Annotated in this window: 24 protein-coding genes; 13 read left to right on the forward strand and 11 right to left on the reverse strand. The window is 37.9% G+C overall.

The features are described 5' to 3' along the window. Positions 1 to 512: 512 nt before the first annotated feature. On the reverse strand, positions 513 to 662 hold the full coding sequence (gene rpmH / locus M9899_01210) for a 50S ribosomal protein L34 (GenBank protein MCO5112773.1): 150 nt from the start codon (positions 660 to 662) through the stop codon (positions 513 to 515). A 132-nt stretch (positions 663 to 794) separates the two neighbouring features. Here rpmH and dnaA point away from each other — a divergent pair, with 132 nt between their 5' ends. The 10 genes from dnaA (at position 795) to M9899_01260 (ending at position 12,215) form a co-directional block, all read left to right on the forward strand. Next, positions 795 to 2,258, forward strand: a complete 1,464-nt coding sequence (gene dnaA / locus M9899_01215) for a chromosomal replication initiator protein DnaA (protein ID MCO5112774.1) — start codon at positions 795 to 797, stop codon at positions 2,256 to 2,258. A 218-nt stretch (positions 2,259 to 2,476) separates the two neighbouring features. Further along, positions 2,477 to 3,598, forward strand: coding sequence for a DNA polymerase III subunit beta (dnaN, locus tag M9899_01220; protein MCO5112775.1), 1,122 nt, complete (start codon positions 2,477 to 2,479; stop codon positions 3,596 to 3,598). A gap of 12 nt (positions 3,599 to 3,610) precedes the next feature. After that, complete coding sequence (recF, locus tag M9899_01225; protein MCO5112776.1) at positions 3,611 to 4,756, forward strand: DNA replication and repair protein RecF; 1,146 nt, start codon at positions 3,611 to 3,613, stop codon at positions 4,754 to 4,756. Between the two features lie 41 nt (positions 4,757 to 4,797). Continuing rightward, complete coding sequence (gene gyrB / locus M9899_01230; protein MCO5112777.1) at positions 4,798 to 7,215, forward strand: DNA topoisomerase (ATP-hydrolyzing) subunit B; 2,418 nt, start codon at positions 4,798 to 4,800, stop codon at positions 7,213 to 7,215. A 28-nt stretch (positions 7,216 to 7,243) separates the two neighbouring features. Then, positions 7,244 to 9,691 carry a DNA gyrase subunit A gene (gene gyrA / locus M9899_01235; protein MCO5112778.1) on the forward strand — a complete coding sequence of 816 codons (2,448 nt, stop codon included), beginning with the start codon at positions 7,244 to 7,246 and terminating at the stop codon, positions 9,689 to 9,691. Between the two features lie 77 nt (positions 9,692 to 9,768). After that, the gene (locus M9899_01240; GenBank protein ID MCO5112779.1) at positions 9,769 to 10,533 is read left to right on the forward strand and encodes a hypothetical protein; all 765 of its coding nucleotides are present in this window, start codon (positions 9,769 to 9,771) and stop codon (positions 10,531 to 10,533) included. Positions 10,534 to 10,543: 10 nt separating this feature from the next. Continuing rightward, positions 10,544 to 10,789 carry an AtpZ/AtpI family protein gene (locus M9899_01245; GenBank protein MCO5112780.1) on the forward strand — a complete coding sequence of 82 codons (246 nt, stop codon included), beginning with the start codon at positions 10,544 to 10,546 and terminating at the stop codon, positions 10,787 to 10,789. Then, positions 10,767 to 11,120 carry a hypothetical protein gene (locus tag M9899_01250; GenBank protein ID MCO5112781.1) on the forward strand — a complete coding sequence of 118 codons (354 nt, stop codon included), beginning with the start codon at positions 10,767 to 10,769 and terminating at the stop codon, positions 11,118 to 11,120. Before M9899_01245 ends, M9899_01250 begins: the two co-directional genes overlap by 23 nt. A gap of 13 nt (positions 11,121 to 11,133) precedes the next feature. Then, the gene (gene atpB / locus M9899_01255; protein MCO5112782.1) at positions 11,134 to 11,823 is read left to right on the forward strand and encodes a F0F1 ATP synthase subunit A; all 690 of its coding nucleotides are present in this window, start codon (positions 11,134 to 11,136) and stop codon (positions 11,821 to 11,823) included. Positions 11,824 to 11,828: 5 nt separating this feature from the next. After that, positions 11,829 to 12,215 carry an ATP synthase F0 subunit C gene (locus M9899_01260; protein MCO5112783.1) on the forward strand — a complete coding sequence of 129 codons (387 nt, stop codon included), beginning with the start codon at positions 11,829 to 11,831 and terminating at the stop codon, positions 12,213 to 12,215. A 76-nt stretch (positions 12,216 to 12,291) separates the two neighbouring features. Here M9899_01260 and M9899_01265 read toward each other — a convergent pair whose 3' ends face one another. From M9899_01265 to M9899_01305, 9 genes are all read right to left on the reverse strand, one after another. Beyond that, positions 12,292 to 13,929 carry a S8 family serine peptidase gene (locus tag M9899_01265; GenBank protein MCO5112784.1) on the reverse strand — a complete coding sequence of 546 codons (1,638 nt, stop codon included), beginning with the start codon at positions 13,927 to 13,929 and terminating at the stop codon, positions 12,292 to 12,294. A 175-nt stretch (positions 13,930 to 14,104) separates the two neighbouring features. Continuing rightward, a complete protein-coding gene (locus M9899_01270; protein ID MCO5112785.1) occupies positions 14,105 to 15,514 on the reverse strand; it encodes a phosphomannomutase/phosphoglucomutase in 1,410 nt (469 codons plus the stop codon). Then, positions 15,511 to 16,449: a 4-hydroxythreonine-4-phosphate dehydrogenase PdxA gene (locus tag M9899_01275; protein ID MCO5112786.1), complete on the reverse strand. Its 939-nt coding sequence runs from the start codon at positions 16,447 to 16,449 to the stop codon at positions 15,511 to 15,513. Before M9899_01275 ends, M9899_01270 begins: the two co-directional genes overlap by 4 nt. Before the next feature lie 14 nt (positions 16,450 to 16,463). Beyond that, positions 16,464 to 17,348 (reverse strand): peptidylprolyl isomerase, encoded by an 885-nt coding sequence (locus tag M9899_01280; protein ID MCO5112787.1) that lies wholly within the window; start codon positions 17,346 to 17,348, stop codon positions 16,464 to 16,466. A 73-nt stretch (positions 17,349 to 17,421) separates the two neighbouring features. Next, positions 17,422 to 18,393 (reverse strand): peptidyl-prolyl cis-trans isomerase, encoded by a 972-nt coding sequence (locus M9899_01285; protein MCO5112788.1) that lies wholly within the window; start codon positions 18,391 to 18,393, stop codon positions 17,422 to 17,424. Positions 18,394 to 18,404: 11 nt separating this feature from the next. Next, a complete protein-coding gene (locus M9899_01290; GenBank protein ID MCO5112789.1) occupies positions 18,405 to 19,214 on the reverse strand; it encodes a peptidylprolyl isomerase in 810 nt (269 codons plus the stop codon). A gap of 36 nt (positions 19,215 to 19,250) precedes the next feature. Then, positions 19,251 to 19,922, reverse strand: a complete 672-nt coding sequence (locus tag M9899_01295) for a lysophospholipid acyltransferase family protein (protein ID MCO5112790.1) — start codon at positions 19,920 to 19,922, stop codon at positions 19,251 to 19,253. A 74-nt stretch (positions 19,923 to 19,996) separates the two neighbouring features. After that, on the reverse strand, positions 19,997 to 20,956 hold the full coding sequence (locus M9899_01300) for an electron transfer flavoprotein subunit alpha/FixB family protein (protein ID MCO5112791.1): 960 nt from the start codon (positions 20,954 to 20,956) through the stop codon (positions 19,997 to 19,999). Between the two features lie 14 nt (positions 20,957 to 20,970). Beyond that, positions 20,971 to 21,738, reverse strand: a complete 768-nt coding sequence (locus M9899_01305; protein ID MCO5112792.1) for an electron transfer flavoprotein subunit beta/FixA family protein — start codon at positions 21,736 to 21,738, stop codon at positions 20,971 to 20,973. Positions 21,739 to 21,922: 184 nt separating this feature from the next. On the opposite strand from M9899_01305, the gene M9899_01310 reads away from it, so the two are divergent. From M9899_01310 to M9899_01320, 3 genes are read left to right on the forward strand one after another with little or no spacing between them, the layout of a single operon-like run. Then, a complete protein-coding gene (locus M9899_01310; GenBank protein ID MCO5112793.1) occupies positions 21,923 to 22,582 on the forward strand; it encodes a succinate dehydrogenase cytochrome b subunit in 660 nt (219 codons plus the stop codon). Between the two features lie 8 nt (positions 22,583 to 22,590). Next, positions 22,591 to 24,513 carry a fumarate reductase/succinate dehydrogenase flavoprotein subunit gene (locus M9899_01315; GenBank protein ID MCO5112794.1) on the forward strand — a complete coding sequence of 641 codons (1,923 nt, stop codon included), beginning with the start codon at positions 22,591 to 22,593 and terminating at the stop codon, positions 24,511 to 24,513. Between the two features lie 10 nt (positions 24,514 to 24,523). Beyond that, positions 24,524 to 25,294: a succinate dehydrogenase/fumarate reductase iron-sulfur subunit gene (locus tag M9899_01320; GenBank protein ID MCO5112795.1), complete on the forward strand. Its 771-nt coding sequence runs from the start codon at positions 24,524 to 24,526 to the stop codon at positions 25,292 to 25,294. A 398-nt stretch (positions 25,295 to 25,692) separates the two neighbouring features. Here M9899_01320 and M9899_01325 read toward each other — a convergent pair whose 3' ends face one another. Further along, positions 25,693 to 26,607, reverse strand: a complete 915-nt coding sequence (locus M9899_01325; protein ID MCO5112796.1) for an alpha/beta hydrolase — start codon at positions 26,605 to 26,607, stop codon at positions 25,693 to 25,695. Positions 26,608 to 26,644 lie beyond the last annotated feature (37 nt).

Below are 26,644 nucleotides of genomic sequence, written 5' to 3' on the forward strand. Positions count from 1 at the left end.
GAGTCTTTTAAGTGTTAAAATAAAGGCTTGGTCAATTCGATGCTGATGGAAAGCATCACGAGCATACTCTGAACAACTAGGTTCAAATCTGCACGCACCTCCAAAAAAGGCGGTTAAAAAGGATCTATAGAAACCTAATAATATGACTGCTAGAAGTTTTAAAAGCTTCTCAATTTTTTTTAAGCAAGCTATCCCAAGCTGGATGTAGAAGTTTTGAGAAGTCTGCGTACCGCATGTCTTTGTACTCATCTTTGCCACTCTTTAAGAAAACCACATTTACATCAAAATACTTATTGGACTGTAAATCTTGGTTCCTAAAAAATTCTCTGCAATACCTTTTAAGCTTATTTCTTGTCACTGCAGTACCTACATATTTAGGTACGGTCCACCCAAAGCGATGGTGCTTAAGAGAGTTAGATTTAAAAGATAAAAGAAGCTTCTTTTGGACAAAAAGCTTCTTACCGCTTTTCTTACACTCTTCAAATTGTAGAGAATGATTTAAGATAATTAGCTTATTTTCCACCAACAGCTACAATAAGTCTTTTACGACCCTTTGCTCTTCTGCGAGATAAAACTTCTCTTCCATCTTTAGTGGCCATACGTGATCTGAATCCGTGTACAGATTTTCTTCTTCTACGACTTGGTTGATACGTCCTTTTCACGAAATTACTCCTTCGAGATTTTTACCTAGAGACGCAATAAATCACAAAGCATATTCATTGGTCAAGTGATTGAACTTATCCACAGGGCATGCTACCAAATAAGGCTCGTCTGGCGTGTATCTGGGGGGACTCGTGTCTGAAAAGCAAGACTTTTGGGCTAAAATCAAACAAAATTTGAAACAAAAAGACAACCAAAGGCTCAATTTGTGGATTGAGCCGACTGAATTGCTCAATATTCAAGAGTCTGATGGCAATTTAGAGTTCCAGTTGGGTGTCCCCACTTTTTTACATGAATACTGGATCACACAGAACTTTTTACCCAATATTCGAGAAGAGATCCGTAATTTCTATTCTAACGACTTTGAACTCAAGCTTATCGTAGACCCTGCCATAAATAAAAGAAACGAGGCCTCACAAAGCCTAGCGGCAGAAAGTCATTTAGCTAAGACTTTAACGCAACACCAAGAAAGAACGCAAAGTTCTTTTATTTCAAATAGTTATAAGCCACCCGAAGGGTTAAACCTAGGTACGGCTAAAAAAGAAACTCGCAGTTTAAGCTCAAATGAGCAACTGACCTCTTCCTATACCTTTTCCTCATTTGTTGTAGGCAGAAATAATGAATTTGCCCATGCGGCCTGCCATAGCGTTGCCGAAAACCCTGCCGCTAGGAAATATAACCCTTTATTTATATATGGACCCACGGGACTGGGTAAAACTCATTTACTAAATGCTGTGGGAAATCACATACTTACAAATAACCCAAGCATTCGTATCCGTTATGTAACTGGGTCTCGCTTTTTTAATGAGTGTATTGCCAGTATTCGAAGACAAGAAATGGATAAATTTAGACAGAGGTACTGTGAAGATAGCGATCTACTCCTTTTAGATGATGTCCATATCTTTAATAGAGGGGAAGCTGTCCAAGAGGAATTCTTCCATATTTTGAACGAATATCTTGAAACCAACCGCCAAGTTGTCGTTTCGAGTGACAAAATGCCTAAAGATATCAAAGGTTTAGCTGAGCGTATCAGAACGAGACTCGAATGGGGACTTATTGCAGACATCCAAATGCCTGATGTAGAAACTCGAATAGCTATTTTAAGATATAAGGCCGAACAGCAAAATATTAAGCTTCCTGCGGACGTGGTGAACTACATCGCTCGAACCTTTAAAAAGTCCATCCGAGAGCTGGAAGGCAGTTTAAATAAGGTTAAAATTTTCTCAGATCTCAATGGTGTAAATATTGATATTAACCTTTGCAAAAAGATTCTTGAGGCTCATGTGGATCAACGGACTTTAACTGTGGAAGAGGTCCAACAGATGGTTGCGGACCATTATAAGGTCCGAGTCAGTGATCTCAAGTCTAAATCAAGAATCAAACCCATTGTGACTGCTCGCCAAGTGGCTATGTTTTTAATCAAACAACATCTTGGTAAATCCTTAGTTGAAATTGGGCGCGCATTTGGGGGACGAGATCATACAACGGTCATTAACGCAGTGAAACGCACAGAAATTCAACAGTCTAAAGATTCTGATTTGGCTAGTGATATTGATGAGTTAGTGACCTCTATCCACAATATCACAGGTGTGCAATAAGTGGATTGTGGATAAGGCTGTGGATTAGGAGTTTGTAACTTTGTGGGTAACTTTTCCTGTGTAAAACCCCCCTTTAAAAAGGCTTTTTGTACAGGCTGTTATCCACAAAAAAAGATTAGTAATTTTAGCGGTTTAGGGTATTTTAGTTCATATTCACAGCCCCTACTACTACTACTAAATTTTTAAAATTAAAGAATTAGTAAAAAGAAAGGATAAAAATGAAAATCCAAATCGATCAAAAAAACTTTTTAGGCTTAATCTCTAAAGCACAAAATGTAGTTGAGAAAAGAAACTCCATGCAAATTTTGGTTAATGTTTTAATTGAAGCTAAAGAATCTAAGATTAAAATTTATGCAACTGATCTTGAAGTGAGTTTAACTGATGAAATGGAATGCAAAGTCCTTCAAGAAGGTAAAGCTGTTATAAATGCAAAGAGTCTTTTTGATATAGTTAAAGAATTACCAGAAGGTGAGATTGCTATTGAAAAGAAAAAGAACCACTGGGTTGAAATTCAACACGGAAAAAGTTTTTTTAATATAGTAGGACTAAATCCTGAAGAGTATCCAGTGTTTCCCACATTTTCCACAAACAAATTCACAAAGTTAAGTTCAAGTATTCTTTTAGATATGATTGAGAAAACAATTTATAGTGTTTCAAATGATGAAACTCGTTACCACCTCAACGGTGTATATTTTGAAAAGCAAAATAAAAATGGAAAACAGTATTTAAGAATGGTGGCTACTGATGGACATAGATTAAGCCTAGTAGATAGGGAAATCCCTGTGGATAATGTGGAAAGTTCTTTCAATGCAGGTGTAATCATTCCACGAAAAGGCTTAAATGAACTTAAAAAACTTGTTGAACAGTCTCAAGGTGACTTGGAAATGGCTATTGAAGGTGCTCAACTTGTAATTAAATCAGGTCCCACATTTTTATTTATAAGACTGATTGAAGGTAAGTACCCTAATTATCAACAGCTTATTCCACAAAATCTTCCTCAATCTTTAGAAGTAAATCGCGAGACATTACTCTCGTCCCTTAAAAGGGTTTCTTTATTGTCGAATCAAAAATCTAAAGGTGTTACTTTTTCATTAACAGATGGAAAAATGGAAATCACTTCTAATAATCCAGAAATGGGCGATGCTAAAGAAGAGTTAGAAATCAACTACAAAGGTCAAAGTATTAAAATTGGTTTTAATGCTAGATATGTTTTGGATGTTCTAAGTAGTTTTGATGAAGATACGCTAAGTATCTCACTTAATGACCAGCTTTCACCAGGAATGATCAAACCAAAGAACGATACGGATTACACATGTGTTGTAATGCCTATGAGAATTTAGTTACAAAGCAATATGGCATATAAAAATTTAAATCTCTTCCACTTTAGAAATATTAAAAATACTGAAATCAAATTGGAAGAGGGTGTTAATATTTTCTACGGCGAGAATGGACAGGGCAAAACAAACTTACTGGAAGCTCTTTTCTTTCTCTCAAGAGGTAGATCATTTAGAACGACAGAACCTTCTAGATGTATATCGATGTTTAAAGAAGAGAGTTTTTCTGAAAGTAATGTTGCGCTTATCAAAAGTAATTATAAAGATTCTTTGAATGTAGATAATTCTTTGAAAGTTCAAATTGAAAATAATAAAAAAACATTTTGGATCAATGAAAAAAGAACAGTTTCAACAAAATTATCCACATTTTGTCCTACAGTTTTATTTAGTCCAGAAAGTTTAGCCTCAATAAAAGAAGGTCCTCAGGAAAGAAGAAACTTAATAGATGACATTATTGAACAGTTACCCGAGTACTCAAAAGCTGTTTCTCAATTTAGAAAAATCTTAAAAACCAGAAATAAGGTTTTAGGTGATGTAAAGAGGGAATTCAAAAAAGAATCAGAGGTCAGAGACCTGTTAAATTCTATAACGGACATTTTTATCAAAAGTGCGTTAGATCTGATTGAGCTTAGGATCTATTTTTTAGATCTGCTTAAACCTTATGCGCAAACAGCAGTTAGGTATATTTTTAATTCAGAGGATTCTTTTGATTTTAACTACATCATTTCGGATGTTGAAATTCATGAGTTTGAAGCTGAAAAAATAGAGGATTTATTACGAAAAAGAGCCCAAGAACTCTACATATCTGAGCTTTCTTCTGGGTACAGTCTAATAGGCCCTCAGAAGCACGATATTCAATTCATTTTTAACGGTAAGGACTCGCGTTATTATTGTTCACAAGGCCAACAGCGTGCTTTAATAGTAGCCCTAAAGATAGCAGAGATTTTTTATCGTTTAGAAAGAAGAGAGGAGAGTCCAGTTTTACTTTTAGATGATGTCATGTCGGAACTGGACGAGCGGAAAAGGGACCGTTTAGTAGATTTTTTAAAAGATGTAAAATCACAGATTATAATTACAACAACTGAAAAATCATCATCCCTAGAAAAGATCATGGGCCCCCACAAGCAATTTTATATTGAAGAGGGTCGGATCAGTTTATTGTAAGGTTATAGTGAACTCATTGAGTTATGGAATTAGAGGTAAAGATGGAAGCAAATTCAACAGACTCTCAAAATAAAGCTTATGATGCAGGGTCGATTCAAGTCCTTGAGGGCTTAGAAGCAGTTAGAAAACGACCTGGGATGTATATTGGGGACACCACAGAAAAAGGTTATCACCATTTAGTCTGGGAGGTTATTGACAACTCTGTAGATGAAGCAGTCGCTGGATACTGTAAAAACATCCATGTGACTATCCACCCTGACGATTCTATGACTATTCAAGATGATGGCCGAGGCATCCCTGTGAGTAACCATGTATCTGGTAAATCTGCTTTAGAAGTGGTTATGACAGTCTTACATGCTGGAGGTAAGTTTGATAACTCCAATTATAAAGTGTCTGGAGGTCTACATGGTGTTGGTGCATCTGTGGTCAATGCCTTGTCCTCTTGGTGTAAGGTTGAGGTTAAAAGAAATGGTAAAATTTGGAAGCAATCTTATGAAATTGGGGTTCCAAAAAGTCCAGTTACAGAAGCAGGTGTAACATCTGAGACAGGGACAAAGACGACCTTTAAACCTGATAGAAAAATATTCAAAGGCGAAGGTATTGAGTTTAGATACGATATTCTTGCTACAAGATTTAGAGAAACTGCTTTTTTAAATGCTGGTTTAGCCATCCATTTACATGATGAAAGAACAGATAAAAAAGAGTTATTTCAATATTCTAAAGGCCTTGAAGAATTTGTCCAATTCATCAATGAAAAGAAAAGACCACTACATCAAGAGGTGATCTACTTTTCTGGTGAAAAAGACAATGTTCAAGTTGAAATTGGAATGCAGTGGAACGATTCATACTCAGAGACAGTTTACACATACTGTAACAATATTAACACATTAGAAGGTGGAACTCACTTAGTAGGTTTTAAAGGGGCATTGACAAGAACTACAAATGCATATGCCACAGATAAAAATTTGCTTAAGGATTTAAAAACGAATCTGGATGGTGATGATATTCGTGAAGGTTTAGCTGCAGTTATTAGTGTTAAGGTTATGGAGCCACAATTCGAAGGGCAAACAAAAACAAAGCTCGGAAATGCTGAAGTTAAAGGGATTGTTGAATCCTTAGTAAATGAAAAATTAGGGGATTGGTTTGATAGAAATCCCACAACAGCTAAAAATATTGTTAAAAAATGTGTCGAATCTGCTAGAGCCAGATTGGCCGCGCGCAAAGCCAGAGATTTAACTCGAAGAAAGACAGCGTTAGATAGCGGAGCTTTGCCAGGTAAAATGGCTGACTGCCAAGAAAGAGACCCTGCCTTATGCGAAATCTATTTGGTTGAGGGAGATTCTGCGGGAGGTTCTGCAAAACAAGCACGTGATAGACGAACACAAGCTGTGCTTCCCTTAAAAGGTAAAATCTTAAACGTCGAAAAAGCGCGTTTTGATAAAATGCTTGCCAATGACGAAATCAAGATGATGGTTTCAGCACTCGGCACAGGTATCGGTAAAGAAAATGCTAATATTGATAAACTAAGATACCACAAAATTATCATCATGACGGATGCTGACGTGGATGGATCACACATTAGAACCTTGCTGTTGACGTTCTTTTATCGACAGCTTCCAGAAGTAGTTGAAAAAGGATATGTGTATATTGCTCAACCTCCTTTATATAAAGTGAAAAAAGGAAAAAGTGAGCAGTACATCAAAGATGAAAAGGCACTGATGAACTATCTCCTAGAGTCGAGTATTTCCAAAATGGAAATTAAAAACTTAAAAACGGGAAGTTCAGAAGAAGAAGTAAAGCAGCTTTTTGTAGACATTGAAGAGTATGATTCTTTGTTACTCAAGATGTCTCATAAATACGATCCAGATATTATTAAATTTTTAGTTGAGAACGCAGTGGATTTTAACAAATTTGCTACAGATACAACTTACAGAACTGCAGAAATCCAAAAGATCCAAAAGTACGTTAAGGACAATCCCAATATGGGAATTGTTGATGTAAAGGATGCTAGCAATTCAAGTCAGTTCGCCACCGTGCAAACCATGAAGTTTGGAAGACCACTTATAACTAAGATTGATGAAAACATGGATAACTATCCAGAAATAAAGGAACTTCAAACTCTTTGGGCAAATATGAACGCAGTTGTTCAGTTACCAACGGAAGTAATAACTGAAAATGATAAGAGACAAGTGGTTACGTACAAAGAGCTTTATGAAAACGTTATGGATTCAAGTAAAAAAGGGCTTTATATCCAAAGATACAAAGGTCTTGGGGAAATGAACCCAGAACAACTCTGGGAAACTACTTTGAATCCAGACAATAGAAGTTTATTACGGGTGACGATTGATGATGCTATGAATGCAGAAGATACATTCAGTACATTGATGGGTGAAGAAGTTGAGCCGCGTAGAAAGTTCATTCAAGAGAATGCACTTTTAGTTGGGGATTTAGACGTTTAATTTTTGTCGAAACTGATTGGAAAAGAAAATGGATGAAGTTAAAGATTTAAGTGTAACAGATATAGATATAAATAAAGAGATGAAAGAGGCTTATCTACAGTACTCAATGAGTGTCATTGTGGGTAGAGCACTTCCTGATGTCAGAGATGGCTTAAAGCCAGTGCATCGTCGAATTTTATTTGCCATGTACGACCTAAATAATACTTACGATAAACCCTATAAAAAATCGGCTCGTGTAGTAGGGGACGTCATTGGTAAATACCATCCTCATGGTGACAGTGCAGTTTATGATACCATGGTGAGAATGGCTCAGCCCTTTTCACTGAGAGAGCCTTTGATTGATGGACAAGGAAACTTTGGTTCAATTGACGGGGACAATGCAGCAGCACAACGTTACACCGAAGTAAGAATGACCAGACTTGCAGAAGAAATTTTGCAAGATATAGATAAAGAAACAGTAGATTTTGGTCCTAACTATGATGACTCACTATTGATACCTTTAGTTCTTCCTGCAAAATTCCCCGCGCTTCTAGTTAACGGAAGTTCAGGTATTGCAGTGGGTATGGCTACAAATATTCCACCTCACAATTTAGGCGAAGTGATTGATGGATGCCTTAAGTATATTGAAAATAATGACATCACTTTAGATGAACTTATCAATATTATCCCAGGGCCTGATTTTCCTACTGCAGGTATTATTTCTGGTAGAAACGGGATTCTTCAAGCCTACAAAACAGGTCGCGGTGTTATCACTCTTAAAGCCGTTACTGAAGTTGAAGAGAAAAAAGACCAACAAAACATTATTATTACGGAACTTCCCTATCAGGTAAACAAAGCTAAACTTATTGAAAGTATTGCTGGTCTTGTGAATGACAAACGCATAGAAGGAATTTCTGATATCCGAGATGAATCTAGTAGAGAGGGAATTCGTGTTGTCATTAAGTTGAAGCGTGGTGAAAATGCGCAGGTTATTTTAAATCAACTTTTTAAATTCTCTCAGCTTCAGGTCAGTTTTGGTATCATTATGCTGGCTTTAGATTCTAGAAACCAGCCCAAACTTTTTAACCTTAAAGAAGTTATAGAAGCTTTCATTGAACATCGTAGAGACGTTGTTACACGTAGATGTATTTTTGATCTTAAAAAAGCTGAAGCTAGAGCACACATTTTAGAAGGTCTTAAAAAGGCGTTAGATCAAATTGACGAAGTTATTAAGACTATTCGTGCATCAAAAGAAACAAATATTGCTAAAGAAAATTTAATGAACCAATTTGGTTTTTCAGATAAACAGTCTCAAGCTATTCTTGAAATGCGCCTGCAACGTTTAACAGGTCTTGAAAGAGATAAGATTTTAAATGAATTAAAAGAAATCTTAGAAAAAATTGAATGGCTTAAAAAAGTGCTGTCAGATGTGCATGAGGTTTATAAAATTATTTCTGAGGAACTCAGGGAGATCCAGGAAAAATATGCTAACCCTCGTAGAACAAAGATCGAAGATGATGGTTCTGATATTGATGTTGAAGACCTTATTGCTAAAGAAGACATCATTGTATCTTTGACTAATACTGGTTATGTGAAAAGAATCTCTTTAGATGAGTATAGATTACAGAAACGCGGTGGTAAGGGTCTTAAGGGGTCTGGAGCTGCCGAAGAAGACTATGTATCCGAAATTTATTCGGTCAATACACATACAACTTTGATGGTGTATTCTGATAAAGGTAAGTTGTATTGGTTAAAAGCATACAAAGTACCAAAAGGCAGTCGTACATCTAAAGGTCGATCTATCAATAATATTGTGCAACTTTCTCAAGGAGAAAAGGTCAACGCTATTCTTCCTGTTGAGAAGTACGAAGATGGCAGTTATGTGGTTACTATTAGTGAAAAAGGTGTGATCAAAAAGACAGATTTGACTGCATTTAGTAACCCAAGACCTTCTGGAATTATTGCTGTTAAAGTGGATTTAGACGATAAAATTGTAAGCACTCGATTAACAGAAGGTAAGAACGATATCATCATTGTAACTAAAAATGGGATGTCCATTCGTTTTGATGAAGGTGATGCTCGACCTATGGGACGAAGTGCGCGTGGGGTAAAAGGTATAACATTAGGAAAAAACGATACAGTCATTGGTGCAGAGATTATTGAGGCTAATGATAAGGATACAATATTGATCATTACAGAAAATGGATACGGCAAACGAACCCCTCTTGAAGAGTATAGAAAACAATCTAGAGGTGGTGTGGGTATCATTACTCAAAAGATCACAGATAAAGTAGGACAGGTAGTTGGTGTAAAAAAAGTAAAAGATACCGATTCAGTTCTCGTAACTACTAACGAGGGGCAATCTATTCGTACTCCAGTGTCTGACATTTCGATTTTTGGTAGAAACACTCAAGGTGTTCGTATTATGAATCTAAAAGATGGCGAGTACGTCACAAGTGTGGCTCTGATTCGAGATGATGAAGGAGTCGAAGTTTAAGGAAAATGAGACTGTGTAGAAGCTCTCTTTTTTTGTTTTTATTTACTTTCGTAGGATGTTCAACCTACGAAAGTAATATGGGAAAAGCAATTAAGTTAGCAGACAGTGGTAAAGAGACAAGAGCTTTACAAGTGTATATTAAAGCTATGAGTCTTGCGCGAAATAGAACTGAAAAGAAAAAAGTTCTATTAAAAGTTGTAGACCTATGTGAAAGAAAGCTTAAAGACTATCAATGTGCCTTGAATTCATATTCTGAGCTTTTGGTTTTTGCAGAAAATAATAAGGAACGAGAAAATTACCATTTTAATATGGGAACGATTTATTTTGTATTTTTGCAAGACTATGAAAATGCTTTAATTCAATTTTCTGAAGTGACAGAACTGTGTGAAGATCCTTTGGTTTGCTTAGAAGCAAAAATCAAAATCAGCCATTCCTATTTTTATAAAAAAGAATATAAGCAGGCGATCAATGAAGTTGAGGATTTAAACAAAAACCAGAAACAGCAAAATAAAGTCATTGATAAAACTAAGTATATACAAGCGGCCATATTGCATGCCCAGGCACTGATGGGTTTAGAAAAGTACGAGGATGCAACAGTACCTTTAAGAGAAGCTTTAGGGACTTTTCCCGAAGAGTCCAATCGCTTAAAACTTCCTATCATTTTATCTGTGGCCTATAGAGAAAATCGTATGCTTAAAGAAGCCATTGATGTTTTAAAAAATTTTAAAAATCATACACAAGACGTAAGTTCGCAGGCTTATGCAGAAGCTCAAATTTCTAAGCTCGAGAAAAGGTTAGAGTTACAACCAGGCGGGCCGACAGGTAAAAGAATTCGTCGTTAAAAGGGGATGTGTGGCCAAAAAAGATAAGTTGTATAAGGTTTATGGTGTTTTAACAGCAGTGGCCATGGAGCTGGTCATTTTAGTTGTGATCTCACTTTACCTAGGGAAGTGGCTAGATAAAAAGTTTCAACTGATGGGTTTAGCGACTCCCATGCTCATTTTTGCAGCCATGGGGCTTTGGGTGTTTATCCTTATAAAAGCACTTTCAAAAATTGAAAAAGAAGAAAAGGAAGATGAACAAAACCAAACTCAATAATGCAACGCAAAACACCCTATGGGCGGCCCTATCTTGGGGTGCGCTCACTTTGATTGTTTTGGGCTTCTGGGGTGGTACCAAGTACCTACTGGCAGGCAGCTTAACAATGTTATTTTGTGTAACAATTATCTATTATGCCGTTAAATCTATCATGGCAGGTCGGAACCTCATTTTGTCCATTTTTTTGATGTTTTCCAAGTATCCAGTCATCGCACTGAGTATGTATTGGCTCTTTAAGCAGCCCGATTTTAATGTCACTTCCTATGCTCTTGGTCTATTAAATGTATTGCCTAGTCTGGTGATTTTGAGTTATAGAAGACCAATAAATTAGAGAGAGAATAAATATGGCTGCTTTTAGTTGGGCAACTCAATTGCCTGGAGTGACAGATTCAAACATGCACGTGGCACTTGCTGCTGGTGCCGTTGGATTGATGACAATTCTAGCGGTAGCTGCAAATGTAGCTCTAGGTAAAGGTAAAGAGGCCGTCACACCTGCACCGAAGTTATCCATCAAGGGTCTATTTGAACAACTGACTGAATTTATTGGATCTATGACGGATACAGTTGTGGGGCCAGAGGGAAGACCTTATGTACCTATGTTTGCAACCATCTTTTTCTTTATTCTTATAAATAATATTTTTGGTTTAGTACCCAGCCTTGGAACAGCTTCAGAAAATATCAATACAGGTTTAGCTGTGGGGCTCTTTGTGTTTGTGGTTTATAATGCCTTTGGTATTAAAGAGCATGGCCTAGGATACGTAAAACATTTTATGGGTCCTATCTGGTGGTTGGCTCCATTGATTTTGGTTGTAGAGCTTTTTTCTCACTTAGTAAGACCACTCAGTTTAAGTATTCGCTTAAGAGCAAATATGTTAGCTGATCATAGCGTCTTAGGCATCTTTACGGATTTAGTTCCATACGTAGTTCCTGTTCCATTTTATATTTTAGGTTTGTTTGTATCTTGTATGCAGGCGTTTATTTTTACAGTTCTTACAATGATTTATGTTTCTATGGCATTGTCACATGATCATTAGTAGGAATGACATTATTTAAGACTTTATTGTTAGGTTTAAAACAGAAAGATTTAAAAGGAGAAGAGAAAATGATGAAAAAGGGTTTAATGATTGCAGTTATGTTATTATCAACAGTTGCCTTTGCTGAAGAAGGTGCTGAAGTTGTTACGACTACTGTTGCTACTGCTGGAAACACAATCTATTACGGTTTTGCTGCTGCTATCGCAATGGGTTTAGCTGCTCTTGGTGGTGCGATTGCTCAAGGTCTAGTAGGTTCTGCTGCAATGGAAGGTATCGGTAGAAATCCAAATGCAAAAGATAAAATGCAAACACCAATGATTCTTGGTCTTGTGTTCATTGAAACACTTGCTCTTTTCACATTCGTTATTGCAATCATGATCATGGGTCAATAATTAGAGAAGTTTTCTCTAACAGACCTAAATGGTGAATGCCCACATCTGCATAGGTGTGGGTTTTTCTTTTTTAAGGTTATTTGTCTTTCAGTCTGTATTTAAGAACTAAGACAAGGAAAACAGGAAGTAGTAGTAGAAAAATAGACAAAGGTTTTTCTGCATCTACACTCGTGCTTTCCATAAGTTCAGAATTATTCTTTCTGGAACACCCTGAAGAACTAGTTTTATAATCTCCTACTGAATTTGAATTCACACTTCCTGATCCTATAGGTTTGGAAATGTCTTTAGGCTCAAAATCATAATATCTATCCTCTTGGTTAAAATAGTCCTTTGCTAGCTGGTAAAGTGCATAGGTGTTTAAGATTCTGCCATCTTCAAGATGTGTGGGTTCATAATAAGCCTTGAGAGATTTCTTTTCTGCAGATTGAAATAAAAGATTCATCAGTTCATTTCTTGTAGCTTGAGGATAGGCACTTTTAATATTAGCAAGCACACCAGAAATAAAAGGCGCTGCCATGCTGGTGCCACGTTTTCCTTCATACCGATTAGCAGTGACAGTAGACCAGATGAATTCGTTTCTTCTGATCTTATCACCACCTGGAGCATAAATATCAACAGAGTCACCGTAGTTGCTAAATGTTGAAATTTCTTTTTGTGAATTCATGCTTCCTACAGTCAACACATTCGTGAGTCCTGCAGGAGAAGTTCTAGAAGCAAAGATATTTTCATTGCCTGCGGCTACAACAGCCAGAACATCATTTTTTCTTGCATATTCAAAAGCTAAAAATTCTGAAACATTAGGTGAAGCATTGACACCCCAAGAGCAGTTAATGATTTTGGCTCCATTGTCTACAGCAAAGTAAATACTTCTCATCAAATCGCTAGAGGTAGTTCCACGACTGCTATTGAAGCTTTTTAAAAGCATCAATTCGACATTTGATGCTACTCCATAAATACCGCGGGCATTGTTCTGTTCAGCACCAATGATCCCAGCAACATGTGTTCCATGGTCTAAATAATTTGATCGGTAATTATTAGGTCCTATTTGGCCATCACTAGTTGTTAAATCACAGCCATGAATGTCGTCGACACATTTATTATTATCATCATCAACATTATTTCGCCCATTATATTCAAGGTCATTGACCCACAGATTATTGATCAAATCTAAATGAGTGTATTCAAAGCCTGTGTCAGAGACTGCGACCAGTGTTTTATTTTGAGTGTCTAGAGATGTTGTTAGTGACCCTGTCACATCAAAGTACCACATCTGCTCGCTTAATAGTGGATCGTTAGGAGGAGTTTCTTCTAGATCATTATTTAGAATTTCATCTCTTATATCTAAATTTGTAATGTCCAAATTAGAAGGTTTATCTAGGTTGTTAATATAAACATAACAATCTTGTTCTATGCTTAATGTGCCAGATAGATTTTTGATTTTTTTATAACCCAAATTATCCATTGTTAAAACTAGAGTTGAGTATTTTAAAGGAATGTTCTGACTAGAGTTTGTTTTGAATGAAGCCTTTTTTTGTAAGTGATTGTAAATCCATTGATTTTGATTTGTAGATGTTTTGAAAGATGAGGACTGAGACTCCAAAACTTTCTCTGGGTTTGATGTTACAACAATATATTGATTGGGCACAGGATCAGGACAAAGGGCATAGCAGAAGTGAGGTAGAATAAAAAAAATAAGAGCCAGAACTTTAAACATACTTTTTGTTCGGCTGATACCTTGAAAGGATAAGAACTATGTTTTAGTCGTAGTGACGAACTTCTAGCTATTTCATATCAACACAGAACTAAGGTCTAAGTAACTACAGATAGAAGTACAGATGCTGATATTCAAATCAAACAGGTTAAAGGATAGATATAACTAAAGTCTTAATCTAATGATGATCAACCAATTCAACGTTTAAAAGCTCTGAAAAAATATTTTTGGATTGTTCTAATAAAGTTGCGCTTGAATTTTCAAATCTGACTGTAATAGCGGGTTGTGTGTTAGAGGCACGGACTAAAGCCCAGCCTCCAGTAAGATTCACTCTCACTCCATCAAGGGTATTGACGTCTAATACATCAATATCGCTAGTGAGTTTTTTGGTTCTAAGTAATTGTGTTTTTAGGTTTTCAACAATTCTAAATTTTTCTTCTTCTTTAACGGCGACACGTAATTCTGGTGTAGAATAAAATTTAGGTAGGGCATCAACGTAATCAGCAAGGTTAAGTTTATAAGTATTGATAATTTCTAAAAGTCGTAAACTTGCATAAAAGGCATCATCATAGCCATAGTTACGATCAGCAAAAAAAACATGTCCACTGAGTTCTCCACCAAAAGGGGCCTTTTCAGCACGAACTTTTTCTTTAATTAAACTATGCCCTGTCTTCCACATGATAGGGTTTCCACCAAATTCACGTATTTTGTCATAATAAATTTGAGAGCATTTTACATCACCAATAATAGGTGCGCCTGGATGATTCTTTAAAACATCTTGGGCAAAAAGAATCATAAATTGATCCACAGTGACCATTCTTCCTTTATTGTCTACGACTCCTATTCGGTCCGCATCACCGTCAAAACCTATACCCACATTGTAGTTATTTTCAATGACTGCTTTCTTAAGGTCTGTAAGATTTTTTTCTACTGATGGATCAGGATGATGGTTGGGAAACCTACCATCAGGTTCTGGAAAAAGAATGTGGCCTTTTAATTTTAAGTTTGCAAACATTTGTGGAACAACAACCCCAGCGGCCGCATTTCCACAATCAAAACAGACACTGATGTCATTGAGTTTCCCTTGGAACTCTGTAGTGTACTTATCTTGGTAATCATTTAAGATGTTGTAAGTCTTTGTCCCACCTGATTCGGCAATTAAACTTAAATCTTCTGTGCCATTTAAAATCAGGTCTTTAAGTGTGGCGATTTCATGGCTATGGAGGGTTGTTTTTCCTTTTGAAATTTTGAATCCATTATGATCGGGAGGATTATGACTGCCTGTGATCATCACGGCACCATCAATATTTAAGTTGAAGCAGGAAAAATAACTTAAAGGGGATGTGATCATATCAAGCATATAAATGAACCCACCTGCTTTTCTGATACCAGAGCATAAAGCCTCACATAAACTCGGGCTGGACAGGCGTGCATCATATCCCACAGAAAGATGAATTTCTTTTTTGTCTAATTCAGCTTGTAAAAAATGTACGTAATAAAACCCAAGTTTCTCAGCAAAAGACTCATCATAATCTTTTTGATAGACTCCGCGAATGTCGTATTCTCTAAAGATTTGAGGGTTTATCATTTCATACTCCCTTGGTGAATTTTTGCTGCTCCACGGATAGCATCTAGCATAGATGAAAAGTCAGCCTTATTCTGGTTAAAAATATTTTTTCCAGTTCCGTGGTCAACGCTAGTACGAATAAAAGGTAATCCTAAGGTGGTGTGATAACCAGTAAATCCATGCGCCATCTTGAAAGGGATAAGGCCCTGATCATGATAAAGAGCGGCATACGTGGAGGGTGTTTGTTTGTAATTACAAAATGCAGAGTCCGCAGGAACAGGTCCAATCAGGTTCTTAGGTTGCCACTCTTGAATCCATGACGAGATAACACCATCTTCTTTTCCTATCAGGCCTTTATCGCCTGCATGAGGATTAAGTCCGAGAAGGACCGTTGTATAATTTGGAAATTTACCGTTCAGTAAAAAGGTTAAATCTAAAAAATATTTGAACTTATCTTTATCTAAAACAACATCTTTGACGGGGACATGGTCTGAGTACAGAACTACGTTAAAGTATTCCCCAATAAAAGCCATAAATAGTAAGTCAATTTGGCAAATACGTTTTAAAATCTCTGTATGTCCTAAGTCATTGTGTCCCAGTGAAAAACTCTCTTGTTTTGATAAAGGAGCTGTAATGATCCCTACGCCTTTCTTGTCCAGACAATATTGTGATGCGGCTTCAAACCAATAGGCTGGAGATAAATCTGAACATAGAAACACTAAATTTGTATTTAGAGATGAAACGTTGGCAGAGAAATCTTCATATTTTAAAAAGCAGGGCTGATGGTTTAGAGAAGACTTTACGATTTCCACTTGAGAAGAATGAATCCAAATCACAAAACAATAAGAGGACAGGATGTGCTCGTCTAGCTGATTTAGGGCTTTAAGGGTGACTTCTAATCCAATACCATCAATGTCACCTGTTGTGATATGAAAAAGAGGATTAGAGTCTGCCAAATAAACCCCACATTTTATGATTTAAAATATTTAATATGGTTTGTTTCTTTTTGGTCTTCTAGCCATTTTTCAATTTCACGAGAAAGACTTTTCTGTATCAGTTCTGCACGAATCTGTCTGACTTCAGGCGTGTTAGGTAAGCTGTTGATTCGAATTTTATCATCTAATTTGATGAAGAAGACATTATCTCCGACATAAATAGGTGGACTGATTTCGTTTACTTTTAGAGTCTTAACAATCTTCTCGATTGTAGGTGTCATTTCACCTTCTTTAAAAGTACCTAGCTCACCGTGCTCACTGTCATTCTCAGAATATTTAAGGGAGTTATAAAAGCCATTTTTCTTAATGGCATTTTCAATCATATCAATGTCAGCAGAACGGTTCACAAGGATATGAGAAAGTTTATATTCAAATTTCGGAATAAAAGTTTTTGAACCTGAACGCTGCATGTGTTGAATGATGTCAGCTTCAGAAATGTCGATCTTTGAAGCAATGACTTGTTCGATGACTCTTTTTCTGACTAACGAGTTAAGAGTAAAGCTTTTGTAGTCTTCAAAGTCCACGCCTTCCTTTTGGATTTCCTTTTTGAGTTCACTTAAAGTCAGTTGGTTTGAAGCGGCAATCTTTCCGATCTCTTTATCTAGGTTATCAGCCACATTGTCATAGATACCTATTTTTTTAGCACTGTGGATGAATAGTTTTTCACTTACCAGATAGTCCAATTGGGCTTTTTCGTCATTTTCTAAATTTGAATTTGAAAATAGACTAGCATATTCAAAGTCTACTAGCTTTTGATTTTTAAGATTGGATTTAAAATGCTCAAGGTCACTTTGTAAGATCACTTGGTTAGCAACGATGATGATGATCTCATCTACTGTTTTGGCACTTACTTGTTGCACACAGAGCAGGCATAAGCCCATAACAAGTGAAAGACTTTTTTTGAAAAAATTGAAGGATATCATGGCCTTACTCCTAGTAGCTACTAGGTCTATTTACCACGATCTTACTCAGTAGGTCATTGTTAATTTCTATATCTAGTTGTGCAGCACGCTCTTTTAACCACTGGGCCACAAACTGCTCTTGGAGCTGGCGTTCTAAAAGGCGTTTAATATCCGTTTTAACATTATTATAAGGCAAATCTTGCGCAGCACGGCGATTTACGACCTTAAAGATGTGATAGCCGTTGGCACTTTTAATGATAGATGAGATTCGCCCATTAGAGGTCTTTTCGGCTTCTGCAAACGCGGGATAATCAGAGACATTCACCCAGCCTAAATCCCCCCCTTTGATTTTTTCTGGGGCAAGGGAGTACTTTTGCGCTAAAGACTCATAATTTTTATTATTCCCAATCTTAAGTAGATCTTGAATTTTTAAGGCCTCTTCTTCGTGTTCGACAACAATCTGTTTTAGGTGGAGTTGCTTTTCACGGTGAAAATCTTGTTTATTTTGGTTGTAATAATTTTTGAGATCGTCTTCGGTGATCTCAGTTTTAAAGTCCTTCATGATTTGCTCACGGACCAGTTGTCTTAAAAGACGATCTTTAATAGAGGAGCGCACATCAGAAACCTTAAGACCTGCTTCATTCAAAAAGATTTCAAAGCTTTCGCGATCAGGATATGAGTCTACAAGTTTTTCAAAGGCTTCATCTAAGCTCTCTTTTTTGACGAAAATATTGTTTTCACTGGCAAATTTTTCATAAGTGGATTGAATGATAAAGTCTTCAACGATTTGTCTTTTAATAACAGCCACAACATCGGGTTTGGGATATTTTATATCTTGCTCAATGAACTTGCGGACCAAGAGGTTAGAGAACTCAAACCCCGTTAATGATTTGTGTGAAGATGAAATGATATTTTCGTTAAAAAGATCTTGCTTCTTTTTACAGGAAGAAAGAGAGACACCCAAAAGGATTATTAAGCTTAGCTTGATAATTGAATGTCTCATTGCACCTCATTTTATTTTTTTAGAGCCTCAGGATTTATACTGATTTGGTACTGTTTTTTCAAATCCTTAAAGTAATTATCCACGATATTTTTTCTTTTATCATCAAAAAGCGCAATGCGTACTTGTTCTTTATTAGCTTCACTAAATGGCTGTACTCCTGTGAGTTGTAAGATATGGAAACCAAAGCGAGTTTGAATGGGGCCAGCAATCTGCCCTTGACGTAGTTTACGAGCGGCTTCGTAGTATGCAGGATGGAGTGTTAAAATAGATTGGTAACCGATATCACCCTCGGAGGCTTTGCTGATTTCATCTTCAGAATAAAGGCCAACAGACTCTTTGAAAGGACGGTTGGATTTAACAACTTTACCATAAATAGTTTGTGCGCGTTGTTTAGCCTCTTGAATTTGTGTAGGTGTGGCATCTACAGGGTAACGGACAAGGATGTGGCTAGTCCTAACATTTGGATAACGATTATAGAAGGCACTGATTTCAGAGTCTTTGATCTTAATCGCCTCTACTTTTTTTGCTAATTCCACTTCAAGTAAGGCCTTGTATAATTCCTGTTCCAGCTTCTTTTTAACCTCAGGGATTTTGGTGATCTTTTTTTTGTTGGCTTCCTGTAAACCAATTCGATAACGGATCATGTCTTCAAGAAATTGTTCAGGAGTGGGTTCAAAGGGGAGCATGCCTATATTTTCTTTGGTTTTTTGGAATTCTTTTTTGAACTCTTCAACAGTGATAGCTTGATTGCCCACTTTTGCTAAAATCTGAGCGTAAGAGTGTGTAGGGATCAAAAAGAAAAACGCAAGTAGTCTTAACATGCTAAGCTCCTAGTAATAAATTTTATAGAGAGGCGGCTACTTATTCCCAGAACATATTAACATCGCATTTTTCTGAGCAGCCATTATTGCCTCTGATAATATATTCTGATCGTTTTCTGACTTGGGGTCTAGAGTTTTAGGTGAAAATGGTGGACCAAAGTAGTACACCACTTTACTAAAAAATTTTGGAATTTCGGTTTGGTCCCAGGTCTTCTCTAAAACCCATTTTTTTGAAGCATAAACTCCAAGAGGGACGATATGTGAGCCTCCAATGCGCGAGACTTCGATGATGCCAGATTTGGCTTTATTTCTTGGTCCAATTGGACCATCAACGGAAATCACAGTCCAAAGTCGTGTTGTCTTGGCCATTTTAAGCATGGCTTTTAAGGCTTTAATGGCTCCTTTACGTGATGAGCCTCGCACTACTTGACCTCCAAAGCATTGAATCATGCGGGCTATGAGTTCACCGTCTTTGCTATCAGAAACCATGGATACGGTTTTGAATTTTCCTATTAGGTATAGGCAGGCAAAAATATCCTGATGCCAAAAACCAACACTAATCAGTTCGTCTTGGTTTAGTAGTTTTTGGAGATCTGGGTGAAGGACGACTTTCTTGCGCCAAGTCAGCATGGAGATACGAAAAAAGAGATAGCCTAAAAAGACCACAATGGAGAGAAAGATAGGGCTGTTAAGAATTTTTTTAAGCATATACCCATAAAACAAAAAGAGAGGTCTAAGTCAAAGGCCTCTCTTTTGAAGGGATAGAGTTTTATAAAAGTGACTTACGAAAGCAAGGTTTTAAACTCTTGCGTCAGCCTGGGAACGATTTCTAGAGCGTCTCCAACGATACCATAAGTGGCCTTTTTGAAGATAGGCGCCTCAGGGTCTTTATTGATGGCTACAATCACTTTGCTACTGGACATGCCAGCTAAATGTTGAACAGCACCTGAAATTCCGATGGCAAAGTAAAGGGTAGGGGCTACGGTCTTTCCAGTTTGACCCACTTGCATATTATGAGGAACCCACCCTGCATCGACAACGGCTCTGCTGGCTCCTACGCTTGCATTTAAAACTTCTGCAAGATCCTCTAAGAGTTTAAAGTTGGAAGCGTCTTGTAAGCCACGGCCTCCAGACACAATTACATTGGCTTCTGTAAGATCTAATTTAGCAGAGGCCCCTTTAACGATGTCTTTGACAATAGTTTTAAGGTCTTGGGCTGAAAATGTTTTAGAGACAACTTCTGTGGTTGTGCCGTCTTTCTTTTCTAGTGGAAGTTGATTAGGTCGAGTGAGAATGACTTGTTTGGCTCCATCAGAAAATTCGACTTTGCAAAAACATTTGTCAGCATAAAGAGGCTTTCTGGCGCTGAACTTTGAGCCTTCCCAGACTAAATTAGTGCAATCAGAAACATACCCCGCATCCAGTTGGGTGGCTATAGCAGGGAAAAGATCCTTTGTGAGTGCTGAGCCAGAACCTAAAACAATATTGGCTTGCGTTTCATTGGCAAGTTCTACCATGGCTTGTGTATAAACTTGTGGATTGTAAAACTGAAAGTCGTTTTCCAAATAGGCATAATGTTGAGTTACACCATATTGAGAGAGTTCATTCTGAATGCTGTCACTTCCAGCACCAAACGAGACCGTGAAAAATTTTTGACCTGATTTTTGCGCTGCCGTCACAAGTTCAAGTGAGGAGCCTTTAATTTTTCCGTTGTTTTGTTCTACGAATACTAAAATAGACATTTTTACTCCTAACTTTAAATGACCTTGGCTTCGTTTCTTAATAAAGAGACCAGCTCCTGAGTGGCATTGTCTCCAGATAAAATTTTAACTTCGGGCTTTTCTTGAGGAAGTTCATAATCTTTAAATGTGACTTTATTGTCTGCGGCAGAAACTCCGAGATCAGAAAGTTGGACTTGTTTGATAGGTTTTTTCTTTGCTTTCATGATCCCTGGAAGACTCACAAAACGAGGGGTATTTAAACCTTTATTTGCCGCAACAAGTGCGGGAGATGTGAGCTCTACAATCTCCTTATTTCCAGCTTCTGTCTCTCTCTCAACTAGGACCTTATCACCATTCACATCAAACTTTGAAATCACTGTGGCGTGTGGAATTTTCAAAAACTGCGCAACTTGTTGGCCAACAGAAGAGTTATTGGAGTCGATAGAAAGCTTGCCCGCGAAGACAAAAGCGTCTTGACCCTCTGCTTTAATGGCTCCAGCTAAGGCTTTGGCAATATTGCCTGTATCTAAAATATCGTCAGTCACAATGTGTAGTCCTTCGTCAGCCCCCATGGCTAAAGCAGTTCTTAAAGCATCTGCTGCACGAGCGGGGCCAAGAGTAAGGGCCACAACTTTTTCTGCCTTTAAGGCTTCTTTCTTCTGGATGGCTTCCTCTACAGCATACTCATCGTAGGGGTTCATGATCCATTTCACAGAGGACGTCTCAATGCCCGACTTATTGGAATTGATTATGATTTTTGTTTCCGTATCAGGGACCTGTTTTATACACACATAAATAACCACAAAGTACTCCTTTTTTAGGATAGTAGGTTTTTATAGCGAGAGTTTGACGGAGAATCACGACTCGACGTGGGAATTTTGAATATTTTTAGCAAGATGTTGGACGTGATATTCGCTTTTGATTTGCTCTTAAGAGTGACAAGGAAGGGAATTTCATTTAGTTATTATTTAAACACAAGGAAAATCCATGAAAAATTACTTCACATCCACTGTGGGACGGAAACAGCTAGTCGCCGTTGGCGGTCTGGGGTTGGCATTATTTCTATTCACGCACATGGCTGCGAATATGCTGATTTTGTTTAGTCCTAAGGCTTATAACATCTATAGCCATAAATTGATTACGAACCCTTTGATTTATATTGCAGAGCTAGGTCTGTTGGGTCTGTTGTTTCTCCACATGATGCTGACAATGGCGTTGGTTTTCAGAAATTGGGGAGCAAGAAAAAAAGCCTATGCCATTCGTCCTAAAGGGAAGGCCGCAGCCACTTTGAGTTCAAGAACTATGTGGTTTCAGGGGTCGGTTATTTTATTGTTTTTGATCTCTCATCTACTCACTTTCAAATTTGGTGAATACTATTCTGTCACTTACGATGGAGTGGAAATGCGAGACCTACATCGCCTAGTTGTAGAGGTTTTCCAGAATCCTGCGTATGTTGTAGGTTATATGTTTTGTTTAGTGCTTTTATACGGACACCTTAAGCATGGTGTTTCGTCTTTGTTTCAGTCCTTTGGTTTAAGCAATGTGCATGAAAAAGTAATTTCAGCTGTCGGCTGGATTTATGGTTTGGTGGTTGTGGGCGGTTTTATCAGCCAACCCATCTACGTTTATTTTTTTTATAAAGGCTAGGAGTAAGTGTGGCAATAAATCTGGATTCAAAAGTTCCAAGTGGCCCAATTGAAGATCGTTGGACAAGATATAAGTTTGATATGAAGCTTGTGAACCCCGCCAACAAAAGAAAATTTAATATTATTGTTGTGGGAACAGGATTAGCAGGGGCATCGGCTTCGGCTACTCTGGCAGAATTGGGATATAACGTCACTACTTTTTGTATACAAGACTCTTCAAGAAGGGCGCACTCTATTGCTGCACAAGGTGGGATCAACGCCGCAAAAAATTATCAGAATGATGGAGATTCGGTTTATCGACTCTTCTACGACACGGTTAAAGGAGGAGACTTTAGATCAAGAGAATCCAACGTTTATCGTTTGGCCGAAGTTTCAAACAACATTATTGATCAAGCTGTAGCCCAAGGTGTGCCCTTTGCTAGAGAATATGGGGGCCTGTTAGCCAACAGATCTTTTGGTGGAGCGCAAGTTTCAAGAACCTTTTATGCCAGAGGACAAACAGGACAACAGCTTTTATTAGGAGCCTATTCGGCAATGATGAGACAAGTTGCGGCTAAAAAAGTCAATTTACTTACTCGTAGAGAGATGATGGATCTTGTAGTGATTGGTGGAAAAGCCAGAGGAATTACAGTTCGTAATCTTGTTACAGGTGAAATTGAATCTTATGCTGGGGACGCCGTGCTGCTCGCTACGGGTGGATATGGAAACGTCTTCTATCTTTCAACTAACGCCAAAAATTCTAATGTCTCTGCGGCATGGTCTGCTCATAAAAAAGGGGCTGCATTTGCTAACCCTTGCTTTACGCAAATTCATCCGACCTGCATTCCTGTTTCTGGTGACTATCAATCCAAACTGACTTTGATGTCTGAATCACTCAGGAACGATGGAAGAGTTTGGGTTCCCAAAGAAGTTGGTGACAAGAGACATCCTTCGCAAATTCCTGATACAGAAAGAGATTACTATTTAGAAAGAGTGTACCCAAGCTTTGGAAACCTGGCTCCCAGAGACGTGTCCTCACGACAAGCGAAGTTTCGCGTAGACGAGGGTAAAGGTGTGGGTGCTACTGGTAAAGCCGTGTTTTTAGATTTTAGAGATGCGATTAAACGTTTGGGCCAACCGGCGATCAGTGAAAAATATGGCAACCTTTTTCAAATGTATGAAAAGATCACTGGTGAAGATCCGTATAAAGTTCCCATGAGAATTTATCCTGCGGTTCACTACACAATGGGTGGATTATGGGTGGATTACAATCTACAAAGTACAGTTCCTGGTTTGCATGTTTTAGGTGAGGCGAACTTCTCGGATCATGGTGCAAATAGGTTGGGTGCATCTGCTTTGATGCAAGGACTTGCTGATGGATATTTTGTAATTCCTGCCACCTTATCCCATTATATTGCTTCAAATACTTTTGAGCCTATCACTACAGATCACCCTGAATTTAAAGCCAGCGCTGATGTTGTAAAGACTAAGATTGCAAAATTGATGGATCTTAAAGGCAATAAAACAGTGGATGAGATCCATAGAGAGCTTGGCCATGTCATGTGGGAAAAAGTAGGTATGTCTAGACATGAAGCTGGACTGAAACAAGCCATTGATGAAATTGGAAAAATTCGTGAAGAGTTTTGGCAAAATGTAAAAATTCCTGGTGAAGATAAAACTAAAAATGAAGAATTAGAAAAGGCAACACGGCTTGCTGACTTCCTAGAACTGGGTGAGTTGATGGCCAGAGATGCTCTACAAAGAGAAGAATCTTGTGGTGGTCACTTCCGTGAAGAGTACCAAATGGATGGTGAGGCCAAACGTGTGGATGATAAATTCTGCCATGCCTCAGCTTTTGAATATACAGGTGATGAGAACAAAAAAAGCTGGCAACTGCACCAAGAGCATTTGGATTTTGAGTACGTAAAATTAGCAACCCGTAGTTATAAGTAAGAAGGTAACAATGGCTTCAAGTGAATCAAAAACAATTAAATTAAAACTCAATGTTTGGAGACAGAAAAATGCTCAGGATACGGGGCATTTCGAAACTTATAATGTCGAGGATATATCCACTGACATGTCCTTCTTAGAGATGTTGGACGTTTTAAATCAAAAGTTGATCCATGAAGATAAAGATCCTGTTGTTTTTGATCACGACTGTCGCGAAGGGATTTGTGGAACGTGCTCTATGGTTATCAATGGTGAGCCCCATGGCCCCAATGTCAGTACAACAACATGTCAGCTTCACATGCGATCGTTTAAAGATGGCGAAGAGATCTATGTGGAGCCTTTCCGAGCTAAAGCCTTTCCTGTCATCAAAGATTTGATCGTGGATCGCTCAGCTTTTGATAGAATTATCAGTGCGGGTGGGTTTGTATCTGTATCGACAGGGAATGCGCAAGATGCCAATAATCTTCCCATCCCTAAAGACAACGCCGATGATGCTTTTTTATCCGCGGCTTGTATTGGCTGTGGGGCATGTGTGGCAGCCTGCAAAAATGCTTCAGCTATGCTTTTTGTTTCTGCAAAGATCAATCAGCTGAACCAACTGCCACAAGGACAAGTTGAAGCGCAAGCCCGAGTTCAAAAGATGATGGCTCAAATGGATGCAGAAGGTTTTGGTTCGTGTTCTAACACAGGAGCCTGCTCAGCGACCTGTCCTAAGGATATTAGCTTAAGTAATATTGCAAGAGGCAACTCTGGATTTTTGAAGTCCTTTTTGAAAAAGAAATAGAGAAAACTCCATCATAAAGACGAAAACTACATTTAGGTTTCTGACCCTTGTGTCAGGATACCATTAGAGAGTTATTCCCAAGTTTCCACTGAGTTATCCACATTTGGACGCAAGAAGACCATTTTTTGCTGACTTTTTATGCAAAAAATGAGGTAAAATATTAAAAATATTTATATTTTGAATAAGTGACCGCTTGTATTTTGTGCGATTTAAAGAGTATTGCAGCAAAAAAAATAACTGGCTAATAAAACTTTTACTGATGCAAAGCGACTTAAGACGTTGAAAGAAAAAACAAAAAAATGACTAAAAAATAAATGGAAAAGTTATTTTTAAAACAGAGAGTGCTGAAAATTCCGACGGATATGATCTCTTATACGGATTCATCAATTCATTGGTGATCACTTAAAAAAATCTCGTAAGATCGGATTTAAAATGTCGGGCAAATCCAATTGTGTACAGTGGCTTCCCTCTGGAAACTTTATGATTTCTGAGTTGGGCAGAAGCGCATTCATGAGATCCTGTTGGTGAGTGGGAGTGATCCCATCGCGCAAGCCAGAGATGATTAGAGTTTTATTTTGCACTTCAGGAAGTGCTTCTCGTAAATCCATGGCCACTAATTCTTTCATATATGCGAGCAAAGTTTTGAGTCTAAGATTTTCTAAACCTTGAGTGTAAACCTCAATGTCCTTAAACGATGTGCGCTCTAAATTGAATCCACCTAGAACGCCGCAAGTGATTTGGGCGAGCAGGTTATTTACGGTTTTTTTCCACAGCCATTGTGAAAGTTGAGGAGCGCTTTCTTGCAAAGTTTCAATACTTGATATGAGTTTTTTGGAAACAGGAACCCTAAATAACTCATCTAAAGGATTGTAAACAAAGCCATTTATTAAAACATTTCCTAAAGACATATCTGGGTAGTGTTGATTAAACTTAACCACAACTGGAACCCCAAAACTGTGCCCAGCCAAGTAAGCCTGTTTGACTTCAAGGTGGTCGAGTAAGCATTTAATATCATGGGCCACATGGTCCATGCCGAGGTTGGGATGATACTCAGACTTATGATGCCCTCGATAATCAAATAAGATCACACGGTGGGTTTTAGACAGCTCAGCAGTCTGATAAATCCAATGGTTCATCAAACATGCCACCCCATAAACGAGCACTACATAAGGCCCCTTACTGCCGTGAAGTTCGTAATAGACCTTGTTGCCGTCAGCTCCAAAGCAGTATCCATTTTGTGTCGGCAAATACGTGTGCTTACTCATGGGTGTGTTATCGGTCACAACTCTAGAGGAATTGATTTCTGTATTCATAATTTACAGAGATACAACTGGAACCAGCCTAAAGTCA

It is taken from the genome of Pseudobdellovibrionaceae bacterium, from assembly GCA_023954155.1.
Classification (GTDB): domain Bacteria; phylum Bdellovibrionota; class Bdellovibrionia; order Bdellovibrionales; family UBA1609; genus JAMLIO01.